Here is a 22016-nt window from a genome sequence, read left to right as displayed (position 1 = left end):
CCGACACTAACAGCCCCGCCGCTCCGGGCAAGTCAATGGCCAGCTTCGACCCGCAGTTTCTGCATCAGTATCTGCAAAGTCCTTGTATAGTGTTCGCTGGAGAGGCGTCCTGCTTCGTCGAACTCGGCGGAACTGTTCGCAAGATGCACCTCAGGACCTTGCAGCATTCGGGTCTGAAACGGCACCATGAAGGCGCGCAGGATCATCTGGGCGCGTTCGCCTCCGGCCCGACCAGCCGCCGCCGACATCACCGCAACCGGCTTGTCGGCCCAGGGCTTGCCGTCAGTCCGGCTGACCCAGTCCAAGGCGTTCTTGAGAGCACCAGAGGGGCCTTTGTTATACTCTGGCGTCGAGATCACCACCGCATCGGCCTGCACGATCTGATCGGCCAGCTTTTGGACCGCATCGGGAATGCCGTCCGCCTTTTCGTCATCACCGTTGTAGAGCGGCAGGTTCAGATCCGCCTCGACGAATGTACACGGCCCGAACAGCCTTGCTGCCTCGCGCATGAGCTTGCGGTTCGTAGCCTCTTTCCGCAACGAGCCAGAGAGGCCAAGCAGGGTAGGTCTTGACATGATCGAAAGCCCTTTCGTTGGTTTTGCATTACCTAGCCACTGACGGCGATCAACCAAACCCCACCTGACGCGCAGTCAATGTGCGCAAGCAAGAAGGGCCGCCATTGGCAGCCCCCCATTTCAGATACTTTTTTCCGGACTTCACCCAGCGCGCGTCGGCACGATCACGATCTCAACGCGGCGGTTCTGCGCCTTGCCTTGCGGAGTGAGGTTCGACGCAATCGGGTTGTTTTCGCCCTGCCCTATGGGGGTGATCCGGTTATAGCTCACACCGCCGGCCTGCAGGATATCGGCAACGGAATTCGCCCGGCGCACGGAAAGTCCCTGGTTATAGGCCGCATCGCCATCGCTGTCGGTATGGCCGATGACCTGCACGTTCGACTTGGGGTAACGCACAAGGTTCTGCGCGACTTTCTGCAAGTCCGACCGCAAGGCCGGCCGCACGGTGGCGCTGTCGGTGTCAAAGGTGATGTCGTTGGGAACCGAGACGATCAGGCGGTCACCCGCATTCGTGATCGTGATCCCGTCATTTGCAAGCTGCTGACGCAGTTCGGCGGCTTGCCTGTCCAACTCGTTGCCGATCGCCCCACCGGCAGCGGCACCGATGGCAGCACCGGCCAATGCACCAAGGCCCGGATCGGAGTCGTTGGCAATCGCCCCGATCCCGGCGCCCAACAGGCCACCAATCAGAGCGCCCTGTTTTGTGTTCTGGTTCGGATCAGTCTGCGTGCTGCGGGTAAGCGGATCGGTACATGCGCTCAGGACCACAGCAGAACTCAGCGCGGTCGCAAGGACAAATCTGGAAATCGTCATGGAATCACCTTCTGCTCAAGACCCCAACTTCGGGATTGCGTTGTTTGCCGCAGTATATCACGGCCTGCAATCGCAAGCTCAAGCAACAATCGGGCGAGATCGGCGATTCCTCGCCCAACCAATGGAAACTGCACGTTCACCCCCACAGCTCAACGAACGTGGGTGTTTTTTGTCTAGTAACCGTACCTATCCGAAGAAGTCAGGCTATGTCGTTCAATCCGTCGATAAACTCACAGGTCGCGTGCAGGTTGCCCTGTTCGATCACATTGGCCAGACCAACGCGCTCTTCAGGCCCGACACCGTCACCGCTGGGGTCCGATGCGTGCGCCCCCTGGTCAAAACCATCCTCGATGGCGTCACTCGTCAACTCGCCCCAGCTGCATCCCGGATGGGCCTCGGTGGCGAATTCGAATGGATCAAAATCCACGTTGTTCGGCAAATCTGGCTTGTTTGGCATGTGTATTTCTCCTCGTTGACCCTTTGGGGTTACCTCAACAAGAAAAGTAACATCCATATTCAGCTTTCTCGCAACTCTTTAATAATATTGGGAGTCTTTTCGGCAATATTCCTCCGATCACCGAATTTTCGGTATCAGTCGCGGATTCCTTAATCTTGGAAAACGCGATTGACGTTGGACATGTTCATGCGTCAGCGCGCGCGCCTTCATAGGCCAGCATTGCCCGTTTCACCGGCAGCCCCCAATGATATCCGCCCAATCCGCCGGATTTTCGCAAGGCCCGGTGACATGGGATCAACCAACTGATCGGGTTTCGTCCCACGGCGGTACCAACTGCACGGACGGCTTGTGGCACGCCAATGGAACCGGCGATTTCGGAATAGGTGGAGACATGCCCGGTCGGAATTTGCAGCAAGGCTTCCCAAACCTTGATCTGCAAAGGCGCACCAATCAGATAGAGCGGCGTCGGTTCCGCCCCTTCGCGTTCTGCGCCAAAGGCGCTTTGTACCCATGCTCGCAAGCGCGTGGGTTCCTCGACGAATTCGGCCTTTGGCCACCGAGAAACCAGATCGTCCATCGCCGCCTCTTCACCCGTCTCGGCCGCAAAGCCTATACCGCAGATTCCCTTGCTTGTTCCCATCACCAATGCGGGGCCAAAGGGGCTTTCGAACCACCCCCAATAGATGCAGAGCCCCTCGCCTTTTCGCGCGTACTCGCCGGGGCTCATGGACTCCCACCGGAGGAAAAGATCATGTAACCGCCCGCTGCCCGAAAGGCCCACATTGTGCGCGGTTTCCAGGGTGGTGAACCGTTCGTGCAGCAAAGCCTTGGCGTGACCAAGTGTCAGGTACTGCTGATATCGCTTTGGCGACACCCCGGTCCAGCGCGAGAACAGGCGTTGGAAATGTGCGGGGCTCATGTTCATCTGACTTGCAAGTTCGTCAAGTGACAGGGTTTCTCCGCCCTGATCAATCAGATCGATTGCCCGCCGCATGACGTTGTAGTGATAGCCGGTTTCGGTGGTCTGGACATTCATCGCGCACCTCATTTCTTTTTCTTAACCTATCCCGCATTCCCATAGGCAGCGACCCGAATCGTGCGAAATGTACCTGTTCCCAGAGGGTGGTTGTCCGAATTGTACAAACCGCTGAACCGGTGCCTCTTTGCACTTGTGCGACCGAAGCGCGGACGGCATACCGGGCGGGATGGCAAAGCAACTCGATTATCACACGATCCACGAGATCTTTACCCGCTTCCATGCAGCCGACCCCGAACCCAAGGGCGAGCTGGAGCATGTGAACGCCTATACTCTTGTCGTCGCCGTGGCGCTGAGTGCGCAGGCCACCGATGCAGGTGTCAACAAGGCCACCCGCGCGCTGTTCCGGATCGCGGACACACCGCAAAAGATGCTGGATCTGGGCGAAGAGGGTCTGACCGAGCATATCAAGACCATCGGCCTGTTCCGCCAGAAGGCCAAGAACGTGATCAAGCTCAGCCGTATTCTGGTCGAGGAGTATGGCGGCGAGGTGCCCAATTCGCGTGCGGCGCTGCAATCGCTGCCGGGTGTGGGGCGCAAGACCGCCAATGTGGTGCTGAACATGTGGTGGCACTATCCGGCGCAGGCGGTCGATACCCACATCTTCCGGGTCGGCAACCGCAGCGGCATCTGCCCCGGAAAGGATGTGGATGCGGTCGAGCGCGCCATTGAGGACAACATCCCCGTCGACTTTCAGCAACACGCACATCACTGGCTGATCCTGCATGGCCGCTATCACTGCAAGGCGCGCAAGCCGATGTGCGGCACCTGCATCATCCGCGACCTGTGCCAATTCGAGGACAAGACCCTATGAAGACCTACGATATCGTCGGTATCGGCAATGCAGTTGTCGATGTCATCTCGCAATCCGATGACGTCTTTCTCGACCTGATGGGGATCGAGAAGGGCATCATGCAGCTGATCGAGCAGGACCGGGGCGAGGTGCTGTATGCGGCGATGGAAAACCGGGTGCAGACGCCCGGCGGATCGGTGGCAAACACCATCGCCGGCGCCGGCGCGCTGGGGCTTGACGCGGCCTTCATCGGGCGCGTGCGCGACGATGCGCTGGGTCATTTCTATGCCGACGCCATGAATGAGGACGGCGTCGATTTCGTCAATCCGCCGGTGGCGGGCGATCTGGCGACCTCGCGGTCGATGATCTTTGTTTCACCCGACGGCGAGCGGTCGATGAACACCTATCTGGGCATCTCGACCACGTTAAGTTCGACCGATGTTCCGGAGCAGGTGACGGGCAACGCCAAGCTGATGTTCCTTGAAGGTTACCTGTTTGACCACGATGCCGGAAAATCGGCCTTTCGCGAGGCGGCGCGGGCCACCCGCGCGGCGGGCGGCAAGGCGGGAATTGCGATTTCCGATCCGTTCTGCGTCGACCGACACCGCGCCGATTTCCTGTCGCTGATCCAGCACGACCTGGATTTTGTGATCGGCAACGAGGCCGAAATCCAGTCGCTGTTCGAAAGCGACCATCTGGACGACGCGCTGATGCTGACCTCGGGCATCTGTCCCCTGGTGGTGTGCACCCGTTCGGGCGACGGTGTGACGGTAATGGACGGCACCCAGCGCATCGACGTGCCGGTCAATAAGGTTGTCCCGGTAGACGCAACCGGCGCCGGTGACCAGTTTGCAGCGGGTTTCCTGTACGGCATGGCCACGGGGCGCGATTTCGAGACCTGCGCCAGGATCGGCAATGTCTGTGCCCGCGAGGTCATCAGCCATATCGGGCCGAGACCGGAGGCGAATATGGTCGAGCTGTTGAAGGAAGAAGGCCTGCTTTGAGCCCTTGGCAGACATTGGGCTGGGACATATCATCTCTGAGTTCTATTGATTTGAGGCCTGTTATGTCGACACTTGCAGAAGACTTGGAATTGTTAAAGCATACCCGTTCACCTAAGCGCAGATCGGCCGCTAAAAGACTACGCAAACGTGGCGACCCGGCAGCCGGTCCTGACTTACTGGAGGCGCTCCGCAAAGAAGTTGAAGACCCAAGAACGTGGGAAACGCAGTATCAGCTTGTCATGGCGTTAGGTGAATGTCGGCATATTGATGCGCTGGAGTTTTTGACTGAATTCGCTGCTCGTCCCCTTGATGCGACTATGATCTATGTTGGTATCGGGGACGCTATTGTTCGTTTGAAATCAGAGTCATCGAAGGACGGTGCACCGATTATGGATATCTTGAAATCTGGGAATGACATGCTGATTGATGGTGCATTCAGAGGCATGGCAATGCTCAAAATGGTCCCTGTTGATGATGACATTGATCGGATTTTGAATTTCGTTAGTCGCCGAGCTCAAGATGATCCGATTCGTATTTGGCCTCTCGCCGCTGCTCCCGGTTGGACTGGCGACAATGTTTCAAAATTCGTCGAAGAATGCATCCATTCGTCCGATCCGCAGATCGTGAGGGCTGCAAAACTTGCAGCAGGTAAAAAGTACTCGAATTGGAGCCCACTATAGGATCTTGAGGGAACATTCCATATAGCAGCAAGGTCCCGCACACCGGAACCTCACTTATCCATGCGCCGGAGAGGTCAGGGCAAAGCCCGGATGCGTTGTTTGGAACCGGGCATTCCCTGCGTCAAGGAAAGCTGGCGATTCTACCGGTTATTCGACCGTGATGGTGATGACCTCGGACATGATCGGGGTGGCGTGGGGGACGTGAGAGTGGTCGCCTAGCACCAGTTGCAGGGTGTGGTCCCCCGGTGGCAGGTCGATGGTCACCTGGGTCTGGCCGCCGCCGAAATGGCGGTGGTGATCATCAACCGGAAGGCCATAGGTCAGTTCCTCGGCCCCAACCTGCGCAGTCGCAAAATGGAGACTCGGACAACCGAAACCCGGATCGCTGTCAAAGCTTTCAACCGCATGACCCATCTCGGTCGCGCGACCTGTGAACGTGTCGCATAACGAACAGGGGAAAGGCGCAAATGCGGCCCAACCACTATTCGTGCAACACGGTCCATTCCAATCCGAAAAGCCCGAGACCCCGCGCGCCTGATGGTATGCGGAGTTTTCTCTGGATGCAGCTCAGCCGTTCAGCAGTGCATCGACCTCGGCCGTGTTCGCAGCGCCGTTGAGGATGGTGAAGTCGCCCTGTTCCAGCATGGCGCGGGTGCCGTCGAGGAGCACCTGCTGCGTGACCCGCGCCAATCCACCGCCGATGGAGATGCGGGCCGCGCCCAACGTGCCCATCTGGTCGAGCGTCAGATCACGCATCGTGCCCGCGGCCAACAGGTTAACCGGCGTTCCGGTGGCGGCCATAGCGCGGGTGGTGTCGGCATCGACCAGCGGTGCATAGATCACATCGGCGCCCGCGCGGGCGAAAGCCTGACAGCGGCGCAGGGCCTCGGCCTGATCATAGCTTTTGCAAAGCCAGCCATCGGCACGGGCGGTCAGCACGATGCCAACCTCTCGTGCTGCTGCAACTGCCGCCTCGATCCGGGCCAACGCCAGGTCGAACGGATAAGAGCCGGACCCCGGCAGCGCGGTATCCTCGATCGAGACACCGGCCAGCCCAGCCTCGGCGGCCAGCCGCACGGTTTCGGCCACGGTTTCCGGAGTATCGCCGAATCCGTTCTCGAAATCGCCATTCACCGGCACGTCGACGGCTGCACAGACGGCGGCGGCGTGTTGCAGGGCCATGTCGCGTGTCATCTGCCCCCCATCGGTCAGGCCCAGTGTGAACCCATACCCCGAAGATGTCGTGGCCAGAGCTTGCGCCCCCAGCCGCGCCATCACCTTGGCAGAACCCAGATCCCAGGGGTTCGGCATCACCAATGGCTGGCCCGGCACATGCAGGGCACGAAAGCGTTCCGTCAACTCGTTGCGACGCATGACTTGGCCCTCCTCTGGGTCGTTTCGGCCAGACGAGCTTGCCTTTGGCCGCACTGTCAATCAAGCGCGGTTTGCGCCGCTCAGTTTCTGCCGAACAGATCCTTGAAGAAATTGTCAACCGCGTTTCCGATCGTGTTGTTCCGCCGCTTCTGCTGCTTGGGCTGTTCGGTGCGGGTGGGTTGCTTGGGGACCATCATCGGCAGCGGGGACGGTGTCATGCCTTCGGTCACGCGCACCATGGTTTCGTGCCAGATCTCGGCAGGCAGGCCGCCGCCAGTGGTGCCGGACAGGGGTGTGTTGTCGTCATAGCCCATCCAGACGCCGGTCACGTAATCCGCGGTGAAGCCGATGAACCAGGCATCGCGGGCGGCCTGTGTTGTGCCCGTCTTGCCCGCCACCTGCCAACCGGGCAGCGCCGCCCGTTTGCCCGATCCTTCGGAAACGACCTTTTCCATCATCCAGATCAACTGGCGCGCGGCATCCTCGCGGATGACCCGCTCGCCGATACCCGAGGTGGTGGCCATCATCGGTTGGTCGTCGCCAATAAGCTTGAGTTCGGTCAGCCCGTAAGGTTCGACCGAGGAACCACCGTTCAAGATGCCCGCATAGGCCCCCACCATTTCGATCAGGGTGCTTTCCGACGCGCCCAAAGCCAGCGCAGGGCCAGCGGCCAGATCGCTTTCGATGCCGAACTCGCTGGCGACGCGCCGGACGTTGTCAAGCCCGGCGACCTCGGCCACCTTGACGGCGGGGACGTTCAGCGAGTCCTTGAGCGCAGCGGCCAGCGTCACCCGCCCGTAATGCTTGTTGGTGTAGTTCTTGGGGCACCATTGGCCCGAACCGGGAATGTCAATGCAATAGGGTTCATCCATCACGGTATCGAGCGGTGAATAGCCCAGTTCCAGAGCCGTGGCGTAAACGAAGGGCTTGAAGGACGATCCGGTCTGGCGCAGCGCCTGCGTGGCGCGGTTGAAGGCGCCCGAGACCTTGGTCTTGCGTCCGCCGACCATCGCCCGAACAGCACCGTCCGAGGACATAACCACAATCGCCGCCTGTGCCTTGGACCCTTCCTTGATCTTTTCCTGGAAGACGAATTTGAGCGCCTCTTCGGCCGAGGTCTGAATGCGCTGGTCCAGCGTGGTCTTGATCACCACATCCTCGGTCGTGTTGCGGGTGAAATATTCGGGACCGCTGGCCATGACCCAATCGGCGAAATACCCGCCTGCACGCGCCTCGGCGGCATCGGAAAGTTCCGCCGGGTTGTCCCGCGCCCAGTCCGCCTCGGTACCGGAGAGATAGCCCTGATCCTCCATCAGGCTGATGACCAGCCGGGCGCGGTTCTGGGACCGTTCCAGATCGTTGGTCGGCGCATAGCGGGTCGGCGCGACCAGAAGTCCGGCCAGCATCGCCGCTTCGGCGGGGCTGACCTCGGCGGCGGATATGCCGAAATAGCGCTGGCTTGCCGCCTCGAACCCGCGCGCACCCGCACCAAGGAAGGCCCGGTTGAGGTAGATGGTCAGGATTTCGTCCTTGGTATACTTGACCTCCATTGCCATGGCATAGATGGCTTCTTTCATTTTTCGCCACAGCGACCCCTGGCGGCAGTCGGCCTCATAGGCGGCCTCCGACTCCCACTCGGCGGAAACATACGGAACGCCAAGACACAACAGCTTGGCCGTTTGTTGGGTGATCGTCGAACCGCCATGCCCCGACAGCGGGCCTCGCCCCTCGCTGAGGTTGATGCGCACCGCACTTGCCACGCCACGCGGGCTGACGCCGATGTGGCGATAGAACCGCTTGTCCTCGGTAGCGACAACCGCGTTCTTGAGGTGCGGCGAAACCGTATTGGCGGTGACAACCCCGCCGAACTGATCGCCGCGCCAGGCATAAACATTGCCGTCACGATCCAGCATGGTGACCGACCCGCGCGCACGGCCGTCAAGCACGGTGTCGGCCTCGGGCAACGTCGTGTAGACAAGACCAACCGCCAGGGCGACAAGCAGGGCCACGATCGCTCCGACACGCCAGGTAATCCCCCAGATCAGGCGGAACATCCAACGGAACAGCCGCTGGAACAGCCCGATGATGCCGCCGCGCGTTTTCCTGGGCGTCCGGCGCGTAGTCTTGCGCAACGCCTTTCGGGCCGCGGCCTTTTTCGGCGCCGCCTTCTTTGCAGTCGATTTCGACGGCGCCTTTTTCTTACCCCCGGACGGGTATCGCTTGTCGGCCACCAATGTCGGCCTGCGGCGCTTGGAGTCAGTCATGCTCAAATCTGCCCGATCTTTGCTTTTGCCGGACAATACCCTGCCCAGCCGCCCATGTAGAGGTGCGAATTTCCTTAAATTTCCTTCATCTTTTCGCCGCTTTTTTCATCACAAGTGTCGTTTTGTGCAAAAATTGTGCGATATCTCGCGGTTTTGGTTCCGTTACACGCCCCAATTCCGTTCCCCGCCAACGATTCAGAAGTTTTTCTGCAGGTGCGAAATGCCGGGTGGGCCGGCGCTATCAAGGGGAAAGACGTGAAACTGATCATTGCGACAATCAAGCCATTCAAGCTGGAAGAGGTGCGCGAAGCCCTCACCGGCGTGGGTGTGCGCGGCATGATGGTGACCGAGATCAAAGGCTTTGGCTCACAATCCGGACACACCGAAATCTATCGGGGCGCGGAATACGCCGTGAACTTCGTGCCCAAGATCAAGCTGGAAATCGTGGTGCCGGCAGAAATGGTTGAACAGATCGTAACCACGATCTCGTCCACCGCCAAGACCGGCAAGATCGGTGACGGAAAGATTTTCGTACTGGACGTCGAACAGGCGATGCGCGTGCGCACCGGCGAAATCGACGCGGACGCGCTGTAAGCGCGGCAACCCCCTTTGAGGACTTCAAAATGAACGTGATCAAGACTTTAATCCCGGCAGTTGCCGTCGCCGCATTGCCGCAAACGGGACTGGCGCAAGAGGCCGCCTCGGGCGAGGCCGCCGCGCAAACGCAATTCATCCTGAATTCACTGCTGTTTCTGGTCGGCGGGTTTCTGGTGTTCTGGATGGCCGCGGGTTTCGCCATGCTCGAAGCCGGGCTGGTACGGTCAAAAAACGTGACCATGCAGCTGACCAAGAACATCGCGCTGTTTTCGTTGGCGGCGATCATGTTCTGGCTGGTCGGCTATAACATCATGTATCCGGGCGACGGCAACTGGATCATCGAGGGCGTGTTTGGCACGATCGCCCCCAAGGACATCAAGACCGACATCGACGCGGGCGGGTATTCCAACGCCTCGGATTTCTTCTTTCAGCTGATGTTCTGCGCCACCACCGCCTCGATCGTGTCCGGAACGATGGCCGAGCGGGTCAAGCTGTGGCCATTCCTGCTGTTTGTCGTGGTGCTCACTGGTATCATCTATCCGATCGAGGCCTCGTGGCAGTGGGGCGGCGGCTGGCTGAGCCAAATGGGTTTTTCCGATTTCGCCGGCTCGACGCTGGTTCACGCGGCGGGCGGGTTCGCCGCCTTGGCAGGCGCGCTGGTGCTGGGGCCGCGCATCGGCAAGTACAACAAGGATGGCAAGGTGGTGCCGATGCCCGGCTCGAACCTGGCGCTGGCGACGTTGGGCACCTTCATCCTGTGGCTGGGCTGGTTCGGTTTCAACGGCGGTTCGCAATTGGCGATGGGTACGCTTGAGGATGCCGACGCGGTGGCGCAGATCTTTGCCAACACCAACATGGCCGCTGCTGCCGGTGCGGTTGCAACGCTGATCCTGACGCAGGTGATGTTCGGCAAGGTCGACCTGACGATGACCCTGAACGGCGCGCTGGCCGGGCTGGTGTCGATCACCGCCGAGCCACTGGCCCCCACGCTGTTCCAGTCGCTGATCATCGGCGGCGTCGGCGGTGTGATTGTGGTCTTTGCCGTTCCGATGCTGGACCGGGCCCGGATAGACGACGTGGTGGGCGCAATTCCGGTTCACCTGATTGCAGGCTTCTGGGGCACTTTCATTGTGGCCTGGACCAATGGCGATGCGTCCTTTGCCAAACAGATCATCGGCTTTGGTGCCATCGGCCTGTTTGTCTTTGTCGTCAGCTATGCGTTGTTCACGATCCTGAAGATGACCGTAGGCCTGCGTGTGGGTGAAGAAGAAGAGATCAACGGACTCGACATGGCAGAACTGGGGATGGAGGCCTATCCGGAGTTTTCCAAGGGTTGACCTGATTGGCTTTTGCACAAACGCCCCGGACCCAACCGGGGCGTTTTGCGTTGCGGGCTTTGATCGCCTAGGCTTGGTGTCAACACGGATGAACCGGAGGGCCTGATGGCGACAGCACCGGACACACTGGTCGGCACCAGTCTCGAATGGACTGGCGTTCATCATTCGGGCACCGGCGATTTTGCCGATCTGTCCACGCATACGGTCAGTTATGAGACAGAGACGACCTGTTATGTGACGGCGGCCGGCAAACTGGTTGGCGAGGCGCGATATACCTACAGGCGGCTCGATGACCGGATGGGGATCTGCATTTATCGCCCGGAGGAATATCAGGGCCGGACGGATGTCATCCTGAACGCAATGTTCGATTTTGGCGAGATGAAGGACCGCGCGGTCCTGACGGCAGGAGGCGAACCGTTCGCGGTTGCCGATGGCGGCATGCGGTTTGTAAAGACACCACCGCGCCCCGATTGACCGAGGCGCGGCGACTGATCGAGTCAGACCCCGGCGTCAACGATGGCTTTTGCCAGAATTGGCACGGTCGTCGCGTTCAGCCCGGCAATGTTCAGACGGCTGTCACCGACCATGTAGATGCCATGCTCGACCCGCATCTTCTCGACCAGTTCGGGCGCGGCGCCAAGGCGCGAGAACATGCCACGGTGCTGGGCGATGAAACCGAAGCGGTCAGAGCCGGTCAGGCGTTGCAATTCATCAGCCAGTTGCCGACGCAGGTCCAGCATCGACAGGCGCACCTCTTCCAGTTCGGCCGCCCAGTCGGCGCGCAATGCGTCGTCCTGCAGGATGGTGGATACCACCCGCGCGCCATGATCCGGCGGGAAGGAATAGTTCTGGCGGTTCAGGAAGGCCAACGTGCCCTGATTGAGCGCGGTCTGACCGGCATCGGCGCTGATCGCCATCAACAGGCCGGTACGCTCGCGATAGACGCCGAAATTCTTGGAGCACGACGCCGCGATCAGGCATTCCTTGACCGAAGATGCCACAAGACGCGTTGCCTTGCCGTCTTCCTCCAAACCGTCGCCAAATCCCTGATAGGCGATGTCGATCATGGCGATGAGGCCACGCTCGTTGATGAGGTTCACCACCTCTTGCCACTGCACAAGGTTCAGGTTGGCGCCGGTCGGGTTGTGGCAGCAACCGTGCAGCAGAACCACATCACCCGCACTGGCGGTTTTCAGGTCGTCCATCATGCCGTCGAAATCGACACCCCGGGTATCGTTGTCGAAATAGCGGTACTGGACCGTTTCGATGCCCAGATAGTTCAGGATCGACAGGTGGTTCGGCCAAGTGGGGTTCGACACGAACACGCGTGCCGAAGGGTTGGCCATGCGGACCATCTCGAACGCCTGACGGCAGGCCCCGGTTCCGCCTGGTGTCGCCACCGCCGCCACGTTGGCACGCGGCACCGCGCCGCCCAAAACCAGCCCGATCATTGCATCCGAAAACGCCGGGTCGCCCGCAAGCCCGGTATAGGCCTTGGTTTCCTGCTGTTCCCAGATACGCTGTTCGGCTGCTTTGACCGCACGCATGACGGGGGTGACACCATCGGCATTCTTGTAGACGCCCACGCCCAGATCAATTTTGTCATCGCGCGGGTCGTCACGATACATCTGCATCAGCATGAGGATCTTGTCGGCGGGCTGCGCCTTGAGATTTTCGAACATCAGTTCTCTCCGGTTGCGACGGGCAGGGTCGGGAAGGCACCCCATTCAGCCCAGGAGCCGTCATAAAGCGAGTGATCTTTCTTGCCCATGCGCTCGAGCGCGAGGCTGAGAATGGCGGCGGTAACACCTGAGCCGCAGGTGGTGATCGCCGGTTTCGACAGGTCCACCCCGGCGGCTTCGAACACCGCGCGGCAGTCATCGGGCGATTTCATCGTGGCATCCTTGTTCAGCAAGTTGCCGAACGGCACATTGCGCGAGCCGGGAATGTGGCCCGACCGCAACCCTTCGCGCGGCTCGGCCTCGGATCCGGAAAAGCGGCCTGCCGAGCGGGCGTCGATGATTTCGTGATCGCGCAGCTTGGCGGCGGCCGAGACCTGTGTCACATCGCGCACCAGATGGTTCTGCACCCGGACGGTCATGTGCCGGTCACGGATGACGGGGGGCAGATCCTCGATCTCGTGGCCCTCGGCCTGCCACTTGGGCAAGCCGCCATCAAGCACGGCGATGTTGTCCTGCCCCATCAGCCGGAACAACCACCAGACCCGCGCCGCCGACATCAGGCCGGCACCATCATAAACCACCACCTGATGGCCGTCGCCCACGCCCATCGCCCGCAGGCGCGACATGAATTTCTCGACCGGCGGCACCATGTGCGGCAGATCAGAGCGGTGATCGGCGATATCGTCGATATCGAAGAACCGCGCGCCGGGAATGTGGGCGGCGTCATATTCCGCCTTGGCGTCGCGCCCCTGCTGCGGCAGGTACCAAGACCCGTCGAGTATCCGCAAATCCGGGTCTTTCAAATGTGCGGCCAGCCAGCCGGTGGAGACAAGAGTTTTCGGGTCGTCCTGCATCTAAGCCCCTCCTATGCGCGCAGGAATTTTCCTATACGGGCGGGCGCAAGGGTTCAAGGCAGGATAACGATGGTGGCGCAACCGTCGCCCGAATCTGCGCGGTTTTCGGGTCTCGGGACCGCTCAAGGCACTGTCGGCGATTCCGGTTTCGCCGCCAGTACCGCGATCTGTTTCCAAGTGGCCGACGACAGCCGTTTGGGCAGGCCGCGAATTATGGCGTTGCCGCTCCGTTCGGTCAGCGCATCTTCGGCCACGGAAACCGAAATGGTGTCATTCGAAACATCAAACCCAACCAAAACCACAGATTTGCCCTGCGTCATTCACCTCCCAAACAGGGAGGCTGTAAAACGCCCTCCATACAGAGGCCAACTTGAGGGGCACGTTGGTCAAACGGTGCCCAGTAATCTATGCGCCTGGTCTCCGTCTGTACCTTCCAGAGTGACGCGGTGACGAGAGAGGAATGCATAGATCTGATCGAGCACCGCGCGAATACGAACTGCGTTTCTTACATCCGGGTGAACCAGTACCCACAAGTCGGTTTCCAACTCCTTGATCCTGGGGCTGACCTGTACCAAATCCTCGACTTTGTCACCCATGAAGCATGCTACAATTCCGGGTCCTCCCCCTAACCGGATGTAGTGGAGAACCGATTGGATTGAATTGACCCTCAGGTGCACCGTTTTGTCGAAGTTGTGGCGGCGCATCCAGTTTTCCTGCGGCAAGTGGGACAGGCTGTTGTCTATGCCAATCCAGTCCAGACCATCAAAACGCTTCGTTGTGCCTTGCGCCACTGCGAGATCCCGGTGCAGGTACACTGCAAACCCGATTTTTCCCATTTTGCGGCCTACGAGCGTTTCTGGTGGAGCGTTTGTGGGGCGAATGGCAATGTCAGCATCCCGGCTGCCCAGATTATACATCTGGTTTGAAACCGTAATCTCTAGATCAATGAGTGGAAAAGCCCTGCGCAACTGCAGGAACATCGGCGCCAGAAAGCTAAAGTGCAGCGTATCGGTGGTTGTTATGCGGACTGTGCCTTCGAGGTGCGGCTCTTGCCCATATATCTGCCGGTCGATTGCCGCAACCCGACTGGCGATATCGTCTGCGAGACGGATCAAAGCGTTCCCGTGTTCGGTCGGTACATAGCCGCTTGGTGTCTTTTCCAGCAAGTCGACAGCCCATAGCTGTTTCATGCGCTGGATACGACGCAAGACCGTCGGATGGCTCAAACCAAGAGACCGGGCTGCTCCTGACAGGCTGCCTGTTTGAGCGACCGCTCTGAGGAATCTCAAATCGTCCCAATTCATCTGTTCAAACATGTACACCTCCTGGCCAAATTTTTCGAATACTGCCCCATTTCTGAACAATTTACAGTTCTTCCAGAATACACCTGCGAAGCGAAGGACTTATTCATGACAAAGATTCTGTACGTCGAAGCCTCTCCCCGCAAACAGCGGTCTCACTCGATTGCGGTTGCCAAGGCATTCATCGAAAAGTGGCATACCCAGAATCCTGGGGGTGAAATTGACACTTTGGACTTGTGGCACGGAAATCTGCCCGAATTCGGGGCTGATGCGATTTCTGCCAAGCATCACAGTCAGACTGACGGCAAGATGAGCAATTCTGAGGCCGCAGCATGGAAGGCTGTCACAGAACTGGCCGCTCGTGTTCAGACAGCTGATATCATTGTCTTTAGTTCACCGATGTGGAATTTCATGGTTCCTTATCGGCTGAAGCAGTTCATGGACGTGATTACCCAACCTGGTATCGCCTTTGAAGTGACTGAAGATGGCCAGTTTCTTGGACTGCTTACCGGAAAGAAAGCCATCGTCCTGCGTGCTTGTGGGGGCGATTATGCAATCGGCACCCCTGCCGCCGCTTTTGATTTCTTTCGTCCGTATTTTGATGGCTGGCTCGGCTTTGTCGGCATCACGGATGTCGAGTGGCTGGACGTCGCGCCAACAGAGGGCAGCCCGGCAACTGCGGCAGCTGCACGAAATGAAGCCATTCACAGAGCTGGGCAGTTGGTACAGGCGTGAGTTCGGCGCAATCGCTGACAGGACCTGCCCCGCTTGAAGCCGCTTTCTGTCAGGCGAGGAAAGGTGCGCCAGCCAGAGGCGGCGCGCCTGCCTCAAGGATCAGGTAATACCGCCCAAGCAGGGGTACTTCGGCTCCGGATCACGATCCAGGCTGAATTTTGATCCTTCGCGTCCCAAACTCGATTGCCTGAAACCGCCGAAGGGGCCACATCGGTTGAGATCAGGTTGGTACTGGCTCGGATCATTCCGGTTGATAAGTCCAGAGGCTCTAGGCGCGTAGGTCCTTGATACATTGTGGGTTGGGATGGTGGGTGATGAGAGACTCGAACTCCCGACATCTTCGGTGTAAACGAAGCGCTCTACCAACTGAGCTAATCACCCGTGAGGGGGGATGTAGCCAAGAGGGACGGCGCGCGCAAGAGGGGTTGGAGAAATTCTTGCGCGATCCCGGCCCTAGTCCCGGATGTTCTTGAGTACCGCCAGCAACTGCGCCACCTCGTGTTCGGTGTTGTAATGGCACAGCGAGATGCGGATACAATCGCTGAGGCCCAGCGGGGTCAGAACGTTGCCGCTGTAATGGTCGGCCTTGCGGATATGGGTGCGAATCCCTTGTTCGTTCAGCCGCGTGACCACGTCGGCCGAGGGCACATCCTCGACCACGATCGAAACCAGCCCCTCGCGCGCCGGGTTGTCCGCCCCTGCCAGGATGTGGATGTGATCCATGTCGCGCAGGCCGGGAAGATTTCCGGTGCCGTTGATCATCGCATTGGTCAGGTGGGTTTCATAGGCGTGGATGGCGCGACCCGCCGCCTCGATCCGGGCGCGGCGATCGGTCTGGTCCGACACCTCTCCGCCCAGCCAGTCGAAATAGGCCACCACGTCGGACATGGTGGCGTATGACCCGGTATCGCGAGTGCCGAATTCCCACCCCGTTGCGGGCGCGTCGATCAGCATGTCATGGGGCAGCGCCGTCAGCCGGTCAGATATCCACGCCACGCCGTAGCCATGGCGCGAGAACATCTTGTAGGGCGAGATCGCGTAGCCGTCGACGCCATAGCTGTCGATATCAAGCTGGCCGTGGGCCGCGTGCTGGATGCCATCGACGACGATCAGGCAATCGGGCGCGACATCGCGGATCGCCGAGGCAATGGCAGCGACGTCCATGCCCATGCCGGTCACGGGCGAGGCATGCACGATGGTGGCGACCGAGACATCGGGTGTCAGGTGTGCGAGGTACTGATCCGCCGTGACCATGCCGGTGTCATCGTCATGCTGCACGTTCACATAGTCCAGCCCGGCAATATCCGCCCAGCGCCGCGCGGCACTGCGGCTGGCGGGGTGTTCGATGGAGCTGCCAATAACCTTGCTGCCTTTGGGCGCATTCACGCAGGCGGTGCGGATCATGCGAAACAGCAGCTCGGTACCGCTTTCGCCGACAAAGAACTGCCCGGACGAGGCATTCATCAGGGTCGCCATGTCCGACTTGGCCCGGTTGATGATGTCGACCAGCGCGTGGCTGGCCACGTTGTCCCGGCCCTGGTTGTCGGGGATGGCCGCGAATTTCGCCGTGGTTTCAACTACCGAGTTCAGCGTCAGCGCGCCGCCCGCGTTCTCGAAAAAGATGCGCGGCCCTTGGAACGGGCAGGCATCCACATGCGCAAATCGCGCGCGAACGGCTTCGATCAGACCCGGTTTTTCGTGCAGCATGATGTGTTGATCCTGTTTTCAGATGCGCCGACCATCGGCTGTGCCGCAGTTGCACTCAATGATATTTGCGACACGGGTTTGTATCCCCGCGCCATTTCGGTGCTACCTGTCACCGCCCCCCCCACCAGTCCCTGGGTTTCAGCCGATCTGCCCGGCTGCTGCGTTTGTCCAGCCACAAGGCAAGCTTGCGAAAGCGTGACATGGCCAGCCGCAACCACCAGCGGTTGCGCTTTTGACCGAAATCGCGATTGAACGGGCAGACCCGCATGCAGATGGCGCAATCGGATTGCAATTTGGCCCAATACCCGAAACACGCCCTGGCATCAGAGGTCCACTTGCGCACGCCCTGAATGGCCGATCTGTCATCAGTCGCGCTGACGTTTCTGGGCCCATAGGGCAGCGCCTTGACCGGGCAGGCATCGGCGCATTGGGTGCAGATGTTGCAGAACGCTTCGATCCCCAGCGGCCTTGGCGCGTCATGCGACAGGGGCAGGTTGGTGAAGATCTTTGAAAACCGTAGCCGGGGGCCGAAATCCGGCGTGATGACCATCTGGTTGCGGGCGTATTCGCCCAGCCCCGCCTTGACCGCATAGGGAATGACCAGCCCGGTGTCGTTCATCGAGGCGACCGCTTCGTACCCCATGTTGCGGATATAGGCCGCAAGCTGGATCACGATCGCCGCCTCGTGCGAGTATTCCCGGCCTGTCGCCGCCCCGGCAAGCGCCGATGGATAGGTGGCGACCAGGTCCCGGTCCATCTGATGGCCCAGGACGATCACGCTGGTCAACCCTTCGGGCAAGGTGTTCTCGGCCTCGGAGAAATCGCGCACATCGACCCGCGACGAATATAGCCAGCGCTCATCCATATCGGTGATGCCCGCCAGATCGGCGCCGAAAAACCGCGCGATCCGTTTGATTTCGGCGCTCATCTGCGCCGGATCGTCAATTTCGATCTGCGCTTCGGCCACCGGAGTGTCATAGGCGATCGGGGCCTGAAATCCCTCGCGGCGGCCGTCCTCGGCGCTGCGGTTGCTGATGATATCCGAGACCAGCCAGCTTGCGTTGCGCAGCGCGAAATCCTTTTGCCGAAATCCGTCACCCTTGCGATAGGCGGCCTTCATCCGATAGCTGGCAAAGAACCCGTCCGTCTGCTTGCTGCGCACGGTATCGTCCCAGAAAGCGCGGGTGAACATGTCGTTGATCTGCGAAAACGGCTCGAACGCGTCCGTGGTCTCGATCCCCGCCGCTGCGTCGCTTTCGCCATACCGCTCGCGCCATTCCCGGCGTTTTTCGTCGTCAATTCCCGAATTCGATGGCCAAGCCACGCTCTACTCCGCCTTTTGCGTTCATCCGGCCACTCAACCATTTGAAGGGCAGGAATTGCAAGTTCTGCTAGAAGGGAAATGGCGACCCCGGCAGGAGGGGAAGCATAGGATGTGAAAAACGCCATAAATAATTGTTTTCATTTTATATTATTCTTATCTCAGTGGTGTTGCCACTCAATGGTGGACCATACACTACCAATAACGTTTCCCGTTTTCCGCAACAAACTTACAAGAACTTTCATTTAGGTTACTCTTGGTTGTCGTTTGAGAGCCTTTGTTTGTTATCTTCGCGTTGTCCTTGGGCTTGCATCTTAGGTGCGACCTAGGTGTAGCCGCAACAACTGTTGAAGTTATGGTGACTTGAATTCAAATTACAACCAAGTTGCTCTCGTTAGGTCAGAAGCACGGCCAGAATTCCAGAGGTGAAACCGTGGACAGATTAAGTTACCGCGACAAAAAAATTTTGGACCAAATTCAGTCGGTATCAAACCGCCTTCAAGAAGATGCACTATATCAATTGGTAGCAGAGGAATTTCTGAACAACGACTTCGACCCGGTCGCTTATGCAAGATCGATTGAAGAGGCGCGCGGAGACGAAAAGAAAGAAAAATCCCTGTATGTATCGCATCGCATCAGGCGCTTGAAAGACCTCTTGGCGGCATGGGAAGCCGTTGAAGCACCAAAGAGGGAACTGATGGCGCAAGCGAGAAAAGTCGCGTCCTGGGATGTTGAAATTAACAACCTTCTTGAGGCAACAGATGCAGCAAGAAATGAGGCGATCATACTGGCACTGCAAAACAGTGGATACTTAGTGCAGCGATTGGACCGTAGGTTCTTTGCTAAATCCACGGAAATTCGCGTCACACGACCAGATGGCACTTCTTGGACATCAAAGAACAGGGCAGATTTCATTTCGAAATCTCGAAAAGAAGCCGCATGGCTACAGAAGCTTTTAGACAACAATGAGGCCAGATAGGTTGTTCCCTTGTACAAAGCTAGCACATTTTGCTTTGCCGCAGAAAGCTCATTGCATCAGTCAGGCTGACGTTGGCGCGGTTACTGCAGGCCTACACACGTGCGTGGTCGACAAATGGAGATAAATCGCGGCAGTACTGTCTTTGCCAATAATGAACCCCCGCCAGTTTGGCCGACAGGGGCGTTTTTGTTGGCACTGAGACCATGCAAAATGCACGGTCTAGGGTTGCACGGCTAGGGGACTCAGTGGGCTTTCACTGTCTCCTCAGAGTTCTCCCAGAGCGGGTCCGCAATTTCCTGCTTCGGAAGCTCTACAGAGAACTCATCCGGTTCCATCCACCCTGTGCCACCATCGTCGTCCGCATCACCTGCCCCGAGGTAGTCCGCGATGGTTGCAAACTGGCGTGACCCTAGGGCTTCTTGAAGGGCGTCCCCGATGATTTCGACATCACGGGTTCGGACTTCGTTCAAAGCTGCCTTCAATGCGTTCGCGAGGGTTTCCACCATGTGCCTGCGAGCTTCGTCGGTTGGCGGGGTGTATTCATTTTTTATAGGATATCTCCGGTCGATGAGCCAGTTTCCATCTGGCGTATCGTTCGCTTCTTTGAACCTTCGAAGCTGGGTGCGCATGTTGGCGATGGTTCGTTCCGACACACCCGAGGCCTCGGCTAGTCGTGGCTTCGAGATGGCCTTGCGGTATGTTCGCGTCAGCCCCCAGGCTGCATTCAGGCGCTCCTGCATAGTCAGTGGCAGAGTGTCCTTCGCATTCACCGTAAGGGCCGCCAGATGAGCGTCCACGCGACCGCATTTGAGTAGCATCGCTGGGATACCATTGCCCTCGATCTTTCCGGCAAACTGCTCGGCCCTGTAGGCCGCAACCCGATAATGTCCGTCAAGAAGCACAAGGCGACCTGTAGGACTGCCATTGGCGTCCACCTCCTGCCAGATCAGAACGGGGTCAAGCCTGCCGGTATTTCTAAGGGTCTTTCTGAGTGCGGACAGATGGGTGTCGCTATCGCGGCCTGAGCGGTGCCTGAAGGCTGGCTCTAGGGTAATTTGGCGGTGATCAATGGTGGTCGGTGTTTTGTCGTGCATGTCATTTTCCTTATTGCATGCTGTGGTAATCGCGCTTGTGATGGGCGGTGAAATCTATTGACTGCACCCACCCAAACACAGGCACAAACAGGCCGCTTCGGGCCGATCTACTAGTGCTAGGGGGTGGGTTATTTGGATAGGGGGTGGGTTTATCGCAAAAGCGTGTCGATCAGTTACATCCCCCACCGTGCCAAGGCAGCTATCGCTTCTGGGCTATCAGACGTCCCCCCAAATCCTTGTTCGTCTAGAAGTGCCCCCCCTACATTCCCCATCGGAGCAGTGATGCCTCCGCCTTCAATGGGTCTGCAGCGATACGAATGACAGAATTGCGGCTTAATCCAGTCGCCTTCGCGATGAACGAGTGACCCTGTCCAGCATCCAGCAAGGTCATCACCTCCTCGAACTGACCCCGGTCAAAGCTGGGCTTGCGGCCTTTGAACTTCTCGGGGGACTTAGCCTTGTGGAAAGCGATGCCCGCTCTCTGGGCTTCCTTCGTGGCCTGTGCCTGTGCTTCTGCCTGTGCCGCCATGAAGCCGATCATTGCGTCCCGTATGGCTTGCTGCATGGGGTCTTGAGTTGCCCCGTCAAAGGTCAGCCCATTGATTACCGTCTTGATGATCACGCCTTCCTTCATGAAGTGCCGGATGGTCTCGGTCACATCTGCATAGTTGCGCCCCAAGCGGTCAACCCAACGGACCACCAGAGTGTCACCTTCACGGAGCATGTCATACAGCCGCTTGCCGTTCTCTCTCTCGGACAGCCTTGTGTTGACCCCTGAGGTGCCGTGATCGGTGACCACCTTGTCTATCTTGAACCCTGCTCTCTGCGCCTGCTCAAGCTGGTGTTCGCTGGTCTGTTCGGATGTGGATACGCGGGCATAAAGGACAGTCTTGGTCATGGGGTCACCTGTTCGAAAGAGTTCTGTTCGAATAAGTGATGTGTTCGAAAGAAGAAGTCAACCCTTATGAACACCTTTCAGGCAACCCCATGGTTTGTGCGGTAGGGTATACCCTATCGGTCGATCCCGGGAACGTTTCCTCCTGCCGTTACACCAACATTTTTTTTCGAAAAACTGGAATGGCGGCTAGCGAAGCGCACCACGTAGCGTGGAAAAAGAGTCGAGAACTCCTGCGGCGCTTTCAACCAGCATTAGGTCTTGCGGGCTGAACGGAAACTTTAGAAGCGCCTCCCCCACACGGGGGGACAGCCAATGGCCTTTCTATCTATCGTGGCTCTCGAAATTTTGCGGTGGAATGAAACGGGCCTTGGCGGGTCTTTTGTGCTGCCCTCATCTGTGCTGATATTGGTCTTGTCGCGGTTTGATGCCGCTCCTTTGATAGCATTTACTGCAACAAAGGAGACGAGCTATGGGACATGGAAGAACGGACGAATTTCGCAAAGATGCGGTGCGTA

Annotated in this window: 23 protein-coding genes, 1 tRNA gene and 1 pseudogene; 9 read left to right on the top strand and 16 right to left on the bottom strand. The window is 58.8% G+C overall.

The window, feature by feature from the left end:
* Positions 1 to 32: 32 nt before the first annotated feature.
* From AC2FMY_RS10810 to AC2FMY_RS10795, 4 genes are all read right to left on the bottom strand, one after another.
* Positions 33 to 575 carry an NADPH-dependent FMN reductase gene (locus tag AC2FMY_RS10810; RefSeq protein ID WP_496746632.1) on the bottom strand — a complete coding sequence of 181 codons (543 nt, stop codon included), beginning with the start codon at positions 573 to 575 and terminating at the stop codon, positions 33 to 35.
* Positions 576 to 716: 141 nt separating this feature from the next.
* Positions 717 to 1388 carry a YiaD family glycine zipper/OmpA-like lipoprotein gene (locus AC2FMY_RS10805; RefSeq protein ID WP_496746630.1) on the bottom strand — a complete coding sequence of 224 codons (672 nt, stop codon included), beginning with the start codon at positions 1386 to 1388 and terminating at the stop codon, positions 717 to 719.
* Between the two features lie 199 nt (positions 1389 to 1587).
* Complete coding sequence (locus tag AC2FMY_RS10800) at positions 1588 to 1845, bottom strand: hypothetical protein (RefSeq protein WP_480748600.1); 258 nt, start codon at positions 1843 to 1845, stop codon at positions 1588 to 1590.
* A gap of 184 nt (positions 1846 to 2029) precedes the next feature.
* Positions 2030 to 2881: a bifunctional helix-turn-helix domain-containing protein/methylated-DNA--[protein]-cysteine S-methyltransferase gene (locus AC2FMY_RS10795; RefSeq protein WP_496807372.1), complete on the bottom strand. Its 852-nt coding sequence runs from the start codon at positions 2879 to 2881 to the stop codon at positions 2030 to 2032.
* 169 nt (positions 2882 to 3050) lie between these two features.
* On the opposite strand from AC2FMY_RS10795, the gene nth reads away from it, so the two are divergent.
* The 3 genes from nth (at position 3051) to AC2FMY_RS10780 (ending at position 5358) form a co-directional block, all read left to right on the top strand.
* Complete coding sequence (nth, locus tag AC2FMY_RS10790) at positions 3051 to 3695, top strand: endonuclease III (RefSeq protein ID WP_480748598.1); 645 nt, start codon at positions 3051 to 3053, stop codon at positions 3693 to 3695.
* On the top strand, positions 3692 to 4678 hold the full coding sequence (locus tag AC2FMY_RS10785) for an adenosine kinase (protein WP_496807371.1): 987 nt from the start codon (positions 3692 to 3694) through the stop codon (positions 4676 to 4678). The genes nth and AC2FMY_RS10785 overlap by 4 nt, the downstream gene beginning before the upstream one ends.
* Before the next feature lie 62 nt (positions 4679 to 4740).
* Positions 4741 to 5358: a HEAT repeat domain-containing protein gene (locus tag AC2FMY_RS10780; RefSeq protein ID WP_496807370.1), complete on the top strand. Its 618-nt coding sequence runs from the start codon at positions 4741 to 4743 to the stop codon at positions 5356 to 5358.
* A gap of 147 nt (positions 5359 to 5505) precedes the next feature.
* Here the strand turns inward: AC2FMY_RS10780 and AC2FMY_RS10775 are convergent.
* From AC2FMY_RS10775 to AC2FMY_RS10765, 3 genes and pseudogenes are all read right to left on the bottom strand, one after another.
* Positions 5506 to 5694: pseudogene (locus AC2FMY_RS10775) on the bottom strand (DUF4399 domain-containing protein); the annotation flags it as partial.
* Positions 5695 to 5925: 231 nt separating this feature from the next.
* Entirely contained in the window at positions 5926 to 6732 is an 807-nt protein-coding gene (locus tag AC2FMY_RS10770; protein ID WP_480748595.1) for an isocitrate lyase/PEP mutase family protein, read from the bottom strand.
* 80 nt (positions 6733 to 6812) lie between these two features.
* The gene (locus AC2FMY_RS10765) at positions 6813 to 8996 is read right to left on the bottom strand and encodes a transglycosylase domain-containing protein (RefSeq protein ID WP_496807369.1); all 2184 of its coding nucleotides are present in this window, start codon (positions 8994 to 8996) and stop codon (positions 6813 to 6815) included.
* 255 nt (positions 8997 to 9251) lie between these two features.
* Here AC2FMY_RS10765 and AC2FMY_RS10760 point away from each other — a divergent pair, with 255 nt between their 5' ends.
* From AC2FMY_RS10760 to AC2FMY_RS10750, 3 genes are all read left to right on the top strand, one after another.
* Positions 9252 to 9590, top strand: coding sequence for a P-II family nitrogen regulator (locus AC2FMY_RS10760; RefSeq protein ID WP_480748593.1), 339 nt, complete (start codon positions 9252 to 9254; stop codon positions 9588 to 9590).
* A 29-nt stretch (positions 9591 to 9619) separates the two neighbouring features.
* Positions 9620 to 10930, top strand: a complete 1311-nt coding sequence (amt, locus tag AC2FMY_RS10755; protein ID WP_496748630.1) for an ammonium transporter — start codon at positions 9620 to 9622, stop codon at positions 10928 to 10930.
* Positions 10931 to 11035: 105 nt separating this feature from the next.
* On the top strand, positions 11036 to 11404 hold the full coding sequence (locus AC2FMY_RS10750; RefSeq protein WP_496748629.1) for a hypothetical protein: 369 nt from the start codon (positions 11036 to 11038) through the stop codon (positions 11402 to 11404).
* Between the two features lie 23 nt (positions 11405 to 11427).
* Here AC2FMY_RS10750 and AC2FMY_RS10745 read toward each other — a convergent pair whose 3' ends face one another.
* The 4 genes from AC2FMY_RS10745 to AC2FMY_RS10730 form a co-directional block, all read right to left on the bottom strand.
* Positions 11428 to 12612 carry an amino acid aminotransferase gene (locus tag AC2FMY_RS10745; protein WP_496807368.1) on the bottom strand — a complete coding sequence of 395 codons (1185 nt, stop codon included), beginning with the start codon at positions 12610 to 12612 and terminating at the stop codon, positions 11428 to 11430.
* Entirely contained in the window at positions 12612 to 13466 is an 855-nt protein-coding gene (gene sseA, locus AC2FMY_RS10740) for a 3-mercaptopyruvate sulfurtransferase (protein ID WP_480748589.1), read from the bottom strand. Before sseA ends, AC2FMY_RS10745 begins: the two co-directional genes overlap by 1 nt.
* 122 nt (positions 13467 to 13588) lie before the next feature.
* On the bottom strand, positions 13589 to 13786 hold the full coding sequence (locus tag AC2FMY_RS10735) for a hypothetical protein (protein WP_496807367.1): 198 nt from the start codon (positions 13784 to 13786) through the stop codon (positions 13589 to 13591).
* A 66-nt stretch (positions 13787 to 13852) separates the two neighbouring features.
* Positions 13853 to 14782, bottom strand: coding sequence for a LysR family transcriptional regulator (locus AC2FMY_RS10730; RefSeq protein WP_496747232.1), 930 nt, complete (start codon positions 14780 to 14782; stop codon positions 13853 to 13855).
* A 93-nt stretch (positions 14783 to 14875) separates the two neighbouring features.
* Between AC2FMY_RS10730 and AC2FMY_RS10725 the strand changes: the two genes are divergently transcribed.
* On the top strand, positions 14876 to 15502 hold the full coding sequence (locus AC2FMY_RS10725) for an FMN-dependent NADH-azoreductase (RefSeq protein ID WP_496747230.1): 627 nt from the start codon (positions 14876 to 14878) through the stop codon (positions 15500 to 15502).
* 305 nt (positions 15503 to 15807) lie between these two features.
* On the opposite strand, the gene AC2FMY_RS10720 is transcribed toward AC2FMY_RS10725, so the two are convergent.
* From AC2FMY_RS10720 to AC2FMY_RS10710, 3 genes are all read right to left on the bottom strand, one after another.
* Positions 15808 to 15883: transfer RNA gene (locus AC2FMY_RS10720), tRNA-Val, on the bottom strand.
* Between the two features lie 72 nt (positions 15884 to 15955).
* On the bottom strand, positions 15956 to 17209 hold the full coding sequence (locus tag AC2FMY_RS10715) for an aminotransferase class V-fold PLP-dependent enzyme (protein WP_496807366.1): 1254 nt from the start codon (positions 17207 to 17209) through the stop codon (positions 15956 to 15958).
* A gap of 109 nt (positions 17210 to 17318) precedes the next feature.
* Positions 17319 to 18509: a 4Fe-4S double cluster binding domain-containing protein gene (locus AC2FMY_RS10710; protein WP_496807421.1), complete on the bottom strand. Its 1191-nt coding sequence runs from the start codon at positions 18507 to 18509 to the stop codon at positions 17319 to 17321.
* Between the two features lie 454 nt (positions 18510 to 18963).
* Here AC2FMY_RS10710 and AC2FMY_RS10705 point away from each other — a divergent pair, with 454 nt between their 5' ends.
* A complete protein-coding gene (locus tag AC2FMY_RS10705; RefSeq protein ID WP_496807365.1) occupies positions 18964 to 19509 on the top strand; it encodes a hypothetical protein in 546 nt (181 codons plus the stop codon).
* A 242-nt stretch (positions 19510 to 19751) separates the two neighbouring features.
* Here the strand turns inward: AC2FMY_RS10705 and AC2FMY_RS10700 are convergent, their stop codons facing one another.
* Both AC2FMY_RS10700 and AC2FMY_RS10695 read right to left on the bottom strand, forming a co-directional pair.
* Entirely contained in the window at positions 19752 to 20603 is an 852-nt protein-coding gene (locus AC2FMY_RS10700; RefSeq protein ID WP_496807364.1) for a hypothetical protein, read from the bottom strand.
* A 259-nt stretch (positions 20604 to 20862) separates the two neighbouring features.
* The gene (locus AC2FMY_RS10695; protein ID WP_496807363.1) at positions 20863 to 21501 is read right to left on the bottom strand and encodes a recombinase family protein; all 639 of its coding nucleotides are present in this window, start codon (positions 21499 to 21501) and stop codon (positions 20863 to 20865) included.
* A gap of 312 nt (positions 21502 to 21813) precedes the next feature.
* Here AC2FMY_RS10695 and AC2FMY_RS10690 point away from each other — a divergent pair.
* Positions 21814 to 22016, top strand: a 203-nt coding sequence (locus AC2FMY_RS10690; protein ID WP_496807362.1) for a hypothetical protein, incomplete at its 3' end; no start/stop codon positions are given.

This window comes from Ruegeria sp. YKSE079 (genome assembly GCF_059612845.1).
Note: the sequence above shows the minus strand (reverse complement) of the source record. Positions and strands in the feature narration are given on the sequence as shown.

Excerpts from the sequence above, each read along its gene's own strand:
- AC2FMY_RS10700 (WP_496807364.1), bottom strand. The coding sequence starts at position 20,603 with ATGCACGACAAAACACCGACCACCATTGATCACCGCCAAATTACCCTA.
- sseA (WP_480748589.1), bottom strand. The coding sequence starts at position 13,466 with ATGCAGGACGACCCGAAAACTCTTGTCTCCACCGGCTGGCTGGCCGCA.
- AC2FMY_RS10695 (WP_496807363.1), bottom strand. The coding sequence starts at position 21,501 with ATGACCAAGACTGTCCTTTATGCCCGCGTATCCACATCCGAACAGACC.
- AC2FMY_RS10780 (WP_496807370.1), top strand. The coding sequence starts at position 4,741 with ATGTCGACACTTGCAGAAGACTTGGAATTGTTAAAGCATACCCGTTCA.
- AC2FMY_RS10725 (WP_496747230.1), top strand. The coding sequence starts at position 14,876 with ATGACAAAGATTCTGTACGTCGAAGCCTCTCCCCGCAAACAGCGGTCT.
- AC2FMY_RS10795 (WP_496807372.1), bottom strand. The coding sequence starts at position 2,881 with ATGAATGTCCAGACCACCGAAACCGGCTATCACTACAACGTCATGCGG.
- AC2FMY_RS10785 (WP_496807371.1), top strand. The coding sequence starts at position 3,692 with ATGAAGACCTACGATATCGTCGGTATCGGCAATGCAGTTGTCGATGTC.
- AC2FMY_RS10765 (WP_496807369.1), bottom strand. The coding sequence starts at position 8,996 with ATGACTGACTCCAAGCGCCGCAGGCCGACATTGGTGGCCGACAAGCGA.
- AC2FMY_RS10745 (WP_496807368.1), bottom strand. The coding sequence starts at position 12,612 with ATGTTCGAAAATCTCAAGGCGCAGCCCGCCGACAAGATCCTCATGCTG.
- AC2FMY_RS10735 (WP_496807367.1), bottom strand. The coding sequence starts at position 13,786 with ATGACGCAGGGCAAATCTGTGGTTTTGGTTGGGTTTGATGTTTCGAAT.
- amt (WP_496748630.1), top strand. The coding sequence starts at position 9,620 with ATGAACGTGATCAAGACTTTAATCCCGGCAGTTGCCGTCGCCGCATTG.
- AC2FMY_RS10800 (WP_480748600.1), bottom strand. The coding sequence starts at position 1,845 with ATGCCAAACAAGCCAGATTTGCCGAACAACGTGGATTTTGATCCATTC.
- nth (WP_480748598.1), top strand. The coding sequence starts at position 3,051 with ATGGCAAAGCAACTCGATTATCACACGATCCACGAGATCTTTACCCGC.
- AC2FMY_RS10770 (WP_480748595.1), bottom strand. The coding sequence starts at position 6,732 with ATGCGTCGCAACGAGTTGACGGAACGCTTTCGTGCCCTGCATGTGCCG.
- AC2FMY_RS10810 (WP_496746632.1), bottom strand. The coding sequence starts at position 575 with ATGTCAAGACCTACCCTGCTTGGCCTCTCTGGCTCGTTGCGGAAAGAG.
- AC2FMY_RS10730 (WP_496747232.1), bottom strand. The coding sequence starts at position 14,782 with ATGTTTGAACAGATGAATTGGGACGATTTGAGATTCCTCAGAGCGGTC.
- AC2FMY_RS10750 (WP_496748629.1), top strand. The coding sequence starts at position 11,036 with ATGGCGACAGCACCGGACACACTGGTCGGCACCAGTCTCGAATGGACT.
- AC2FMY_RS10805 (WP_496746630.1), bottom strand. The coding sequence starts at position 1,388 with ATGACGATTTCCAGATTTGTCCTTGCGACCGCGCTGAGTTCTGCTGTG.
- AC2FMY_RS10715 (WP_496807366.1), bottom strand. The coding sequence starts at position 17,209 with ATGCTGCACGAAAAACCGGGTCTGATCGAAGCCGTTCGCGCGCGATTT.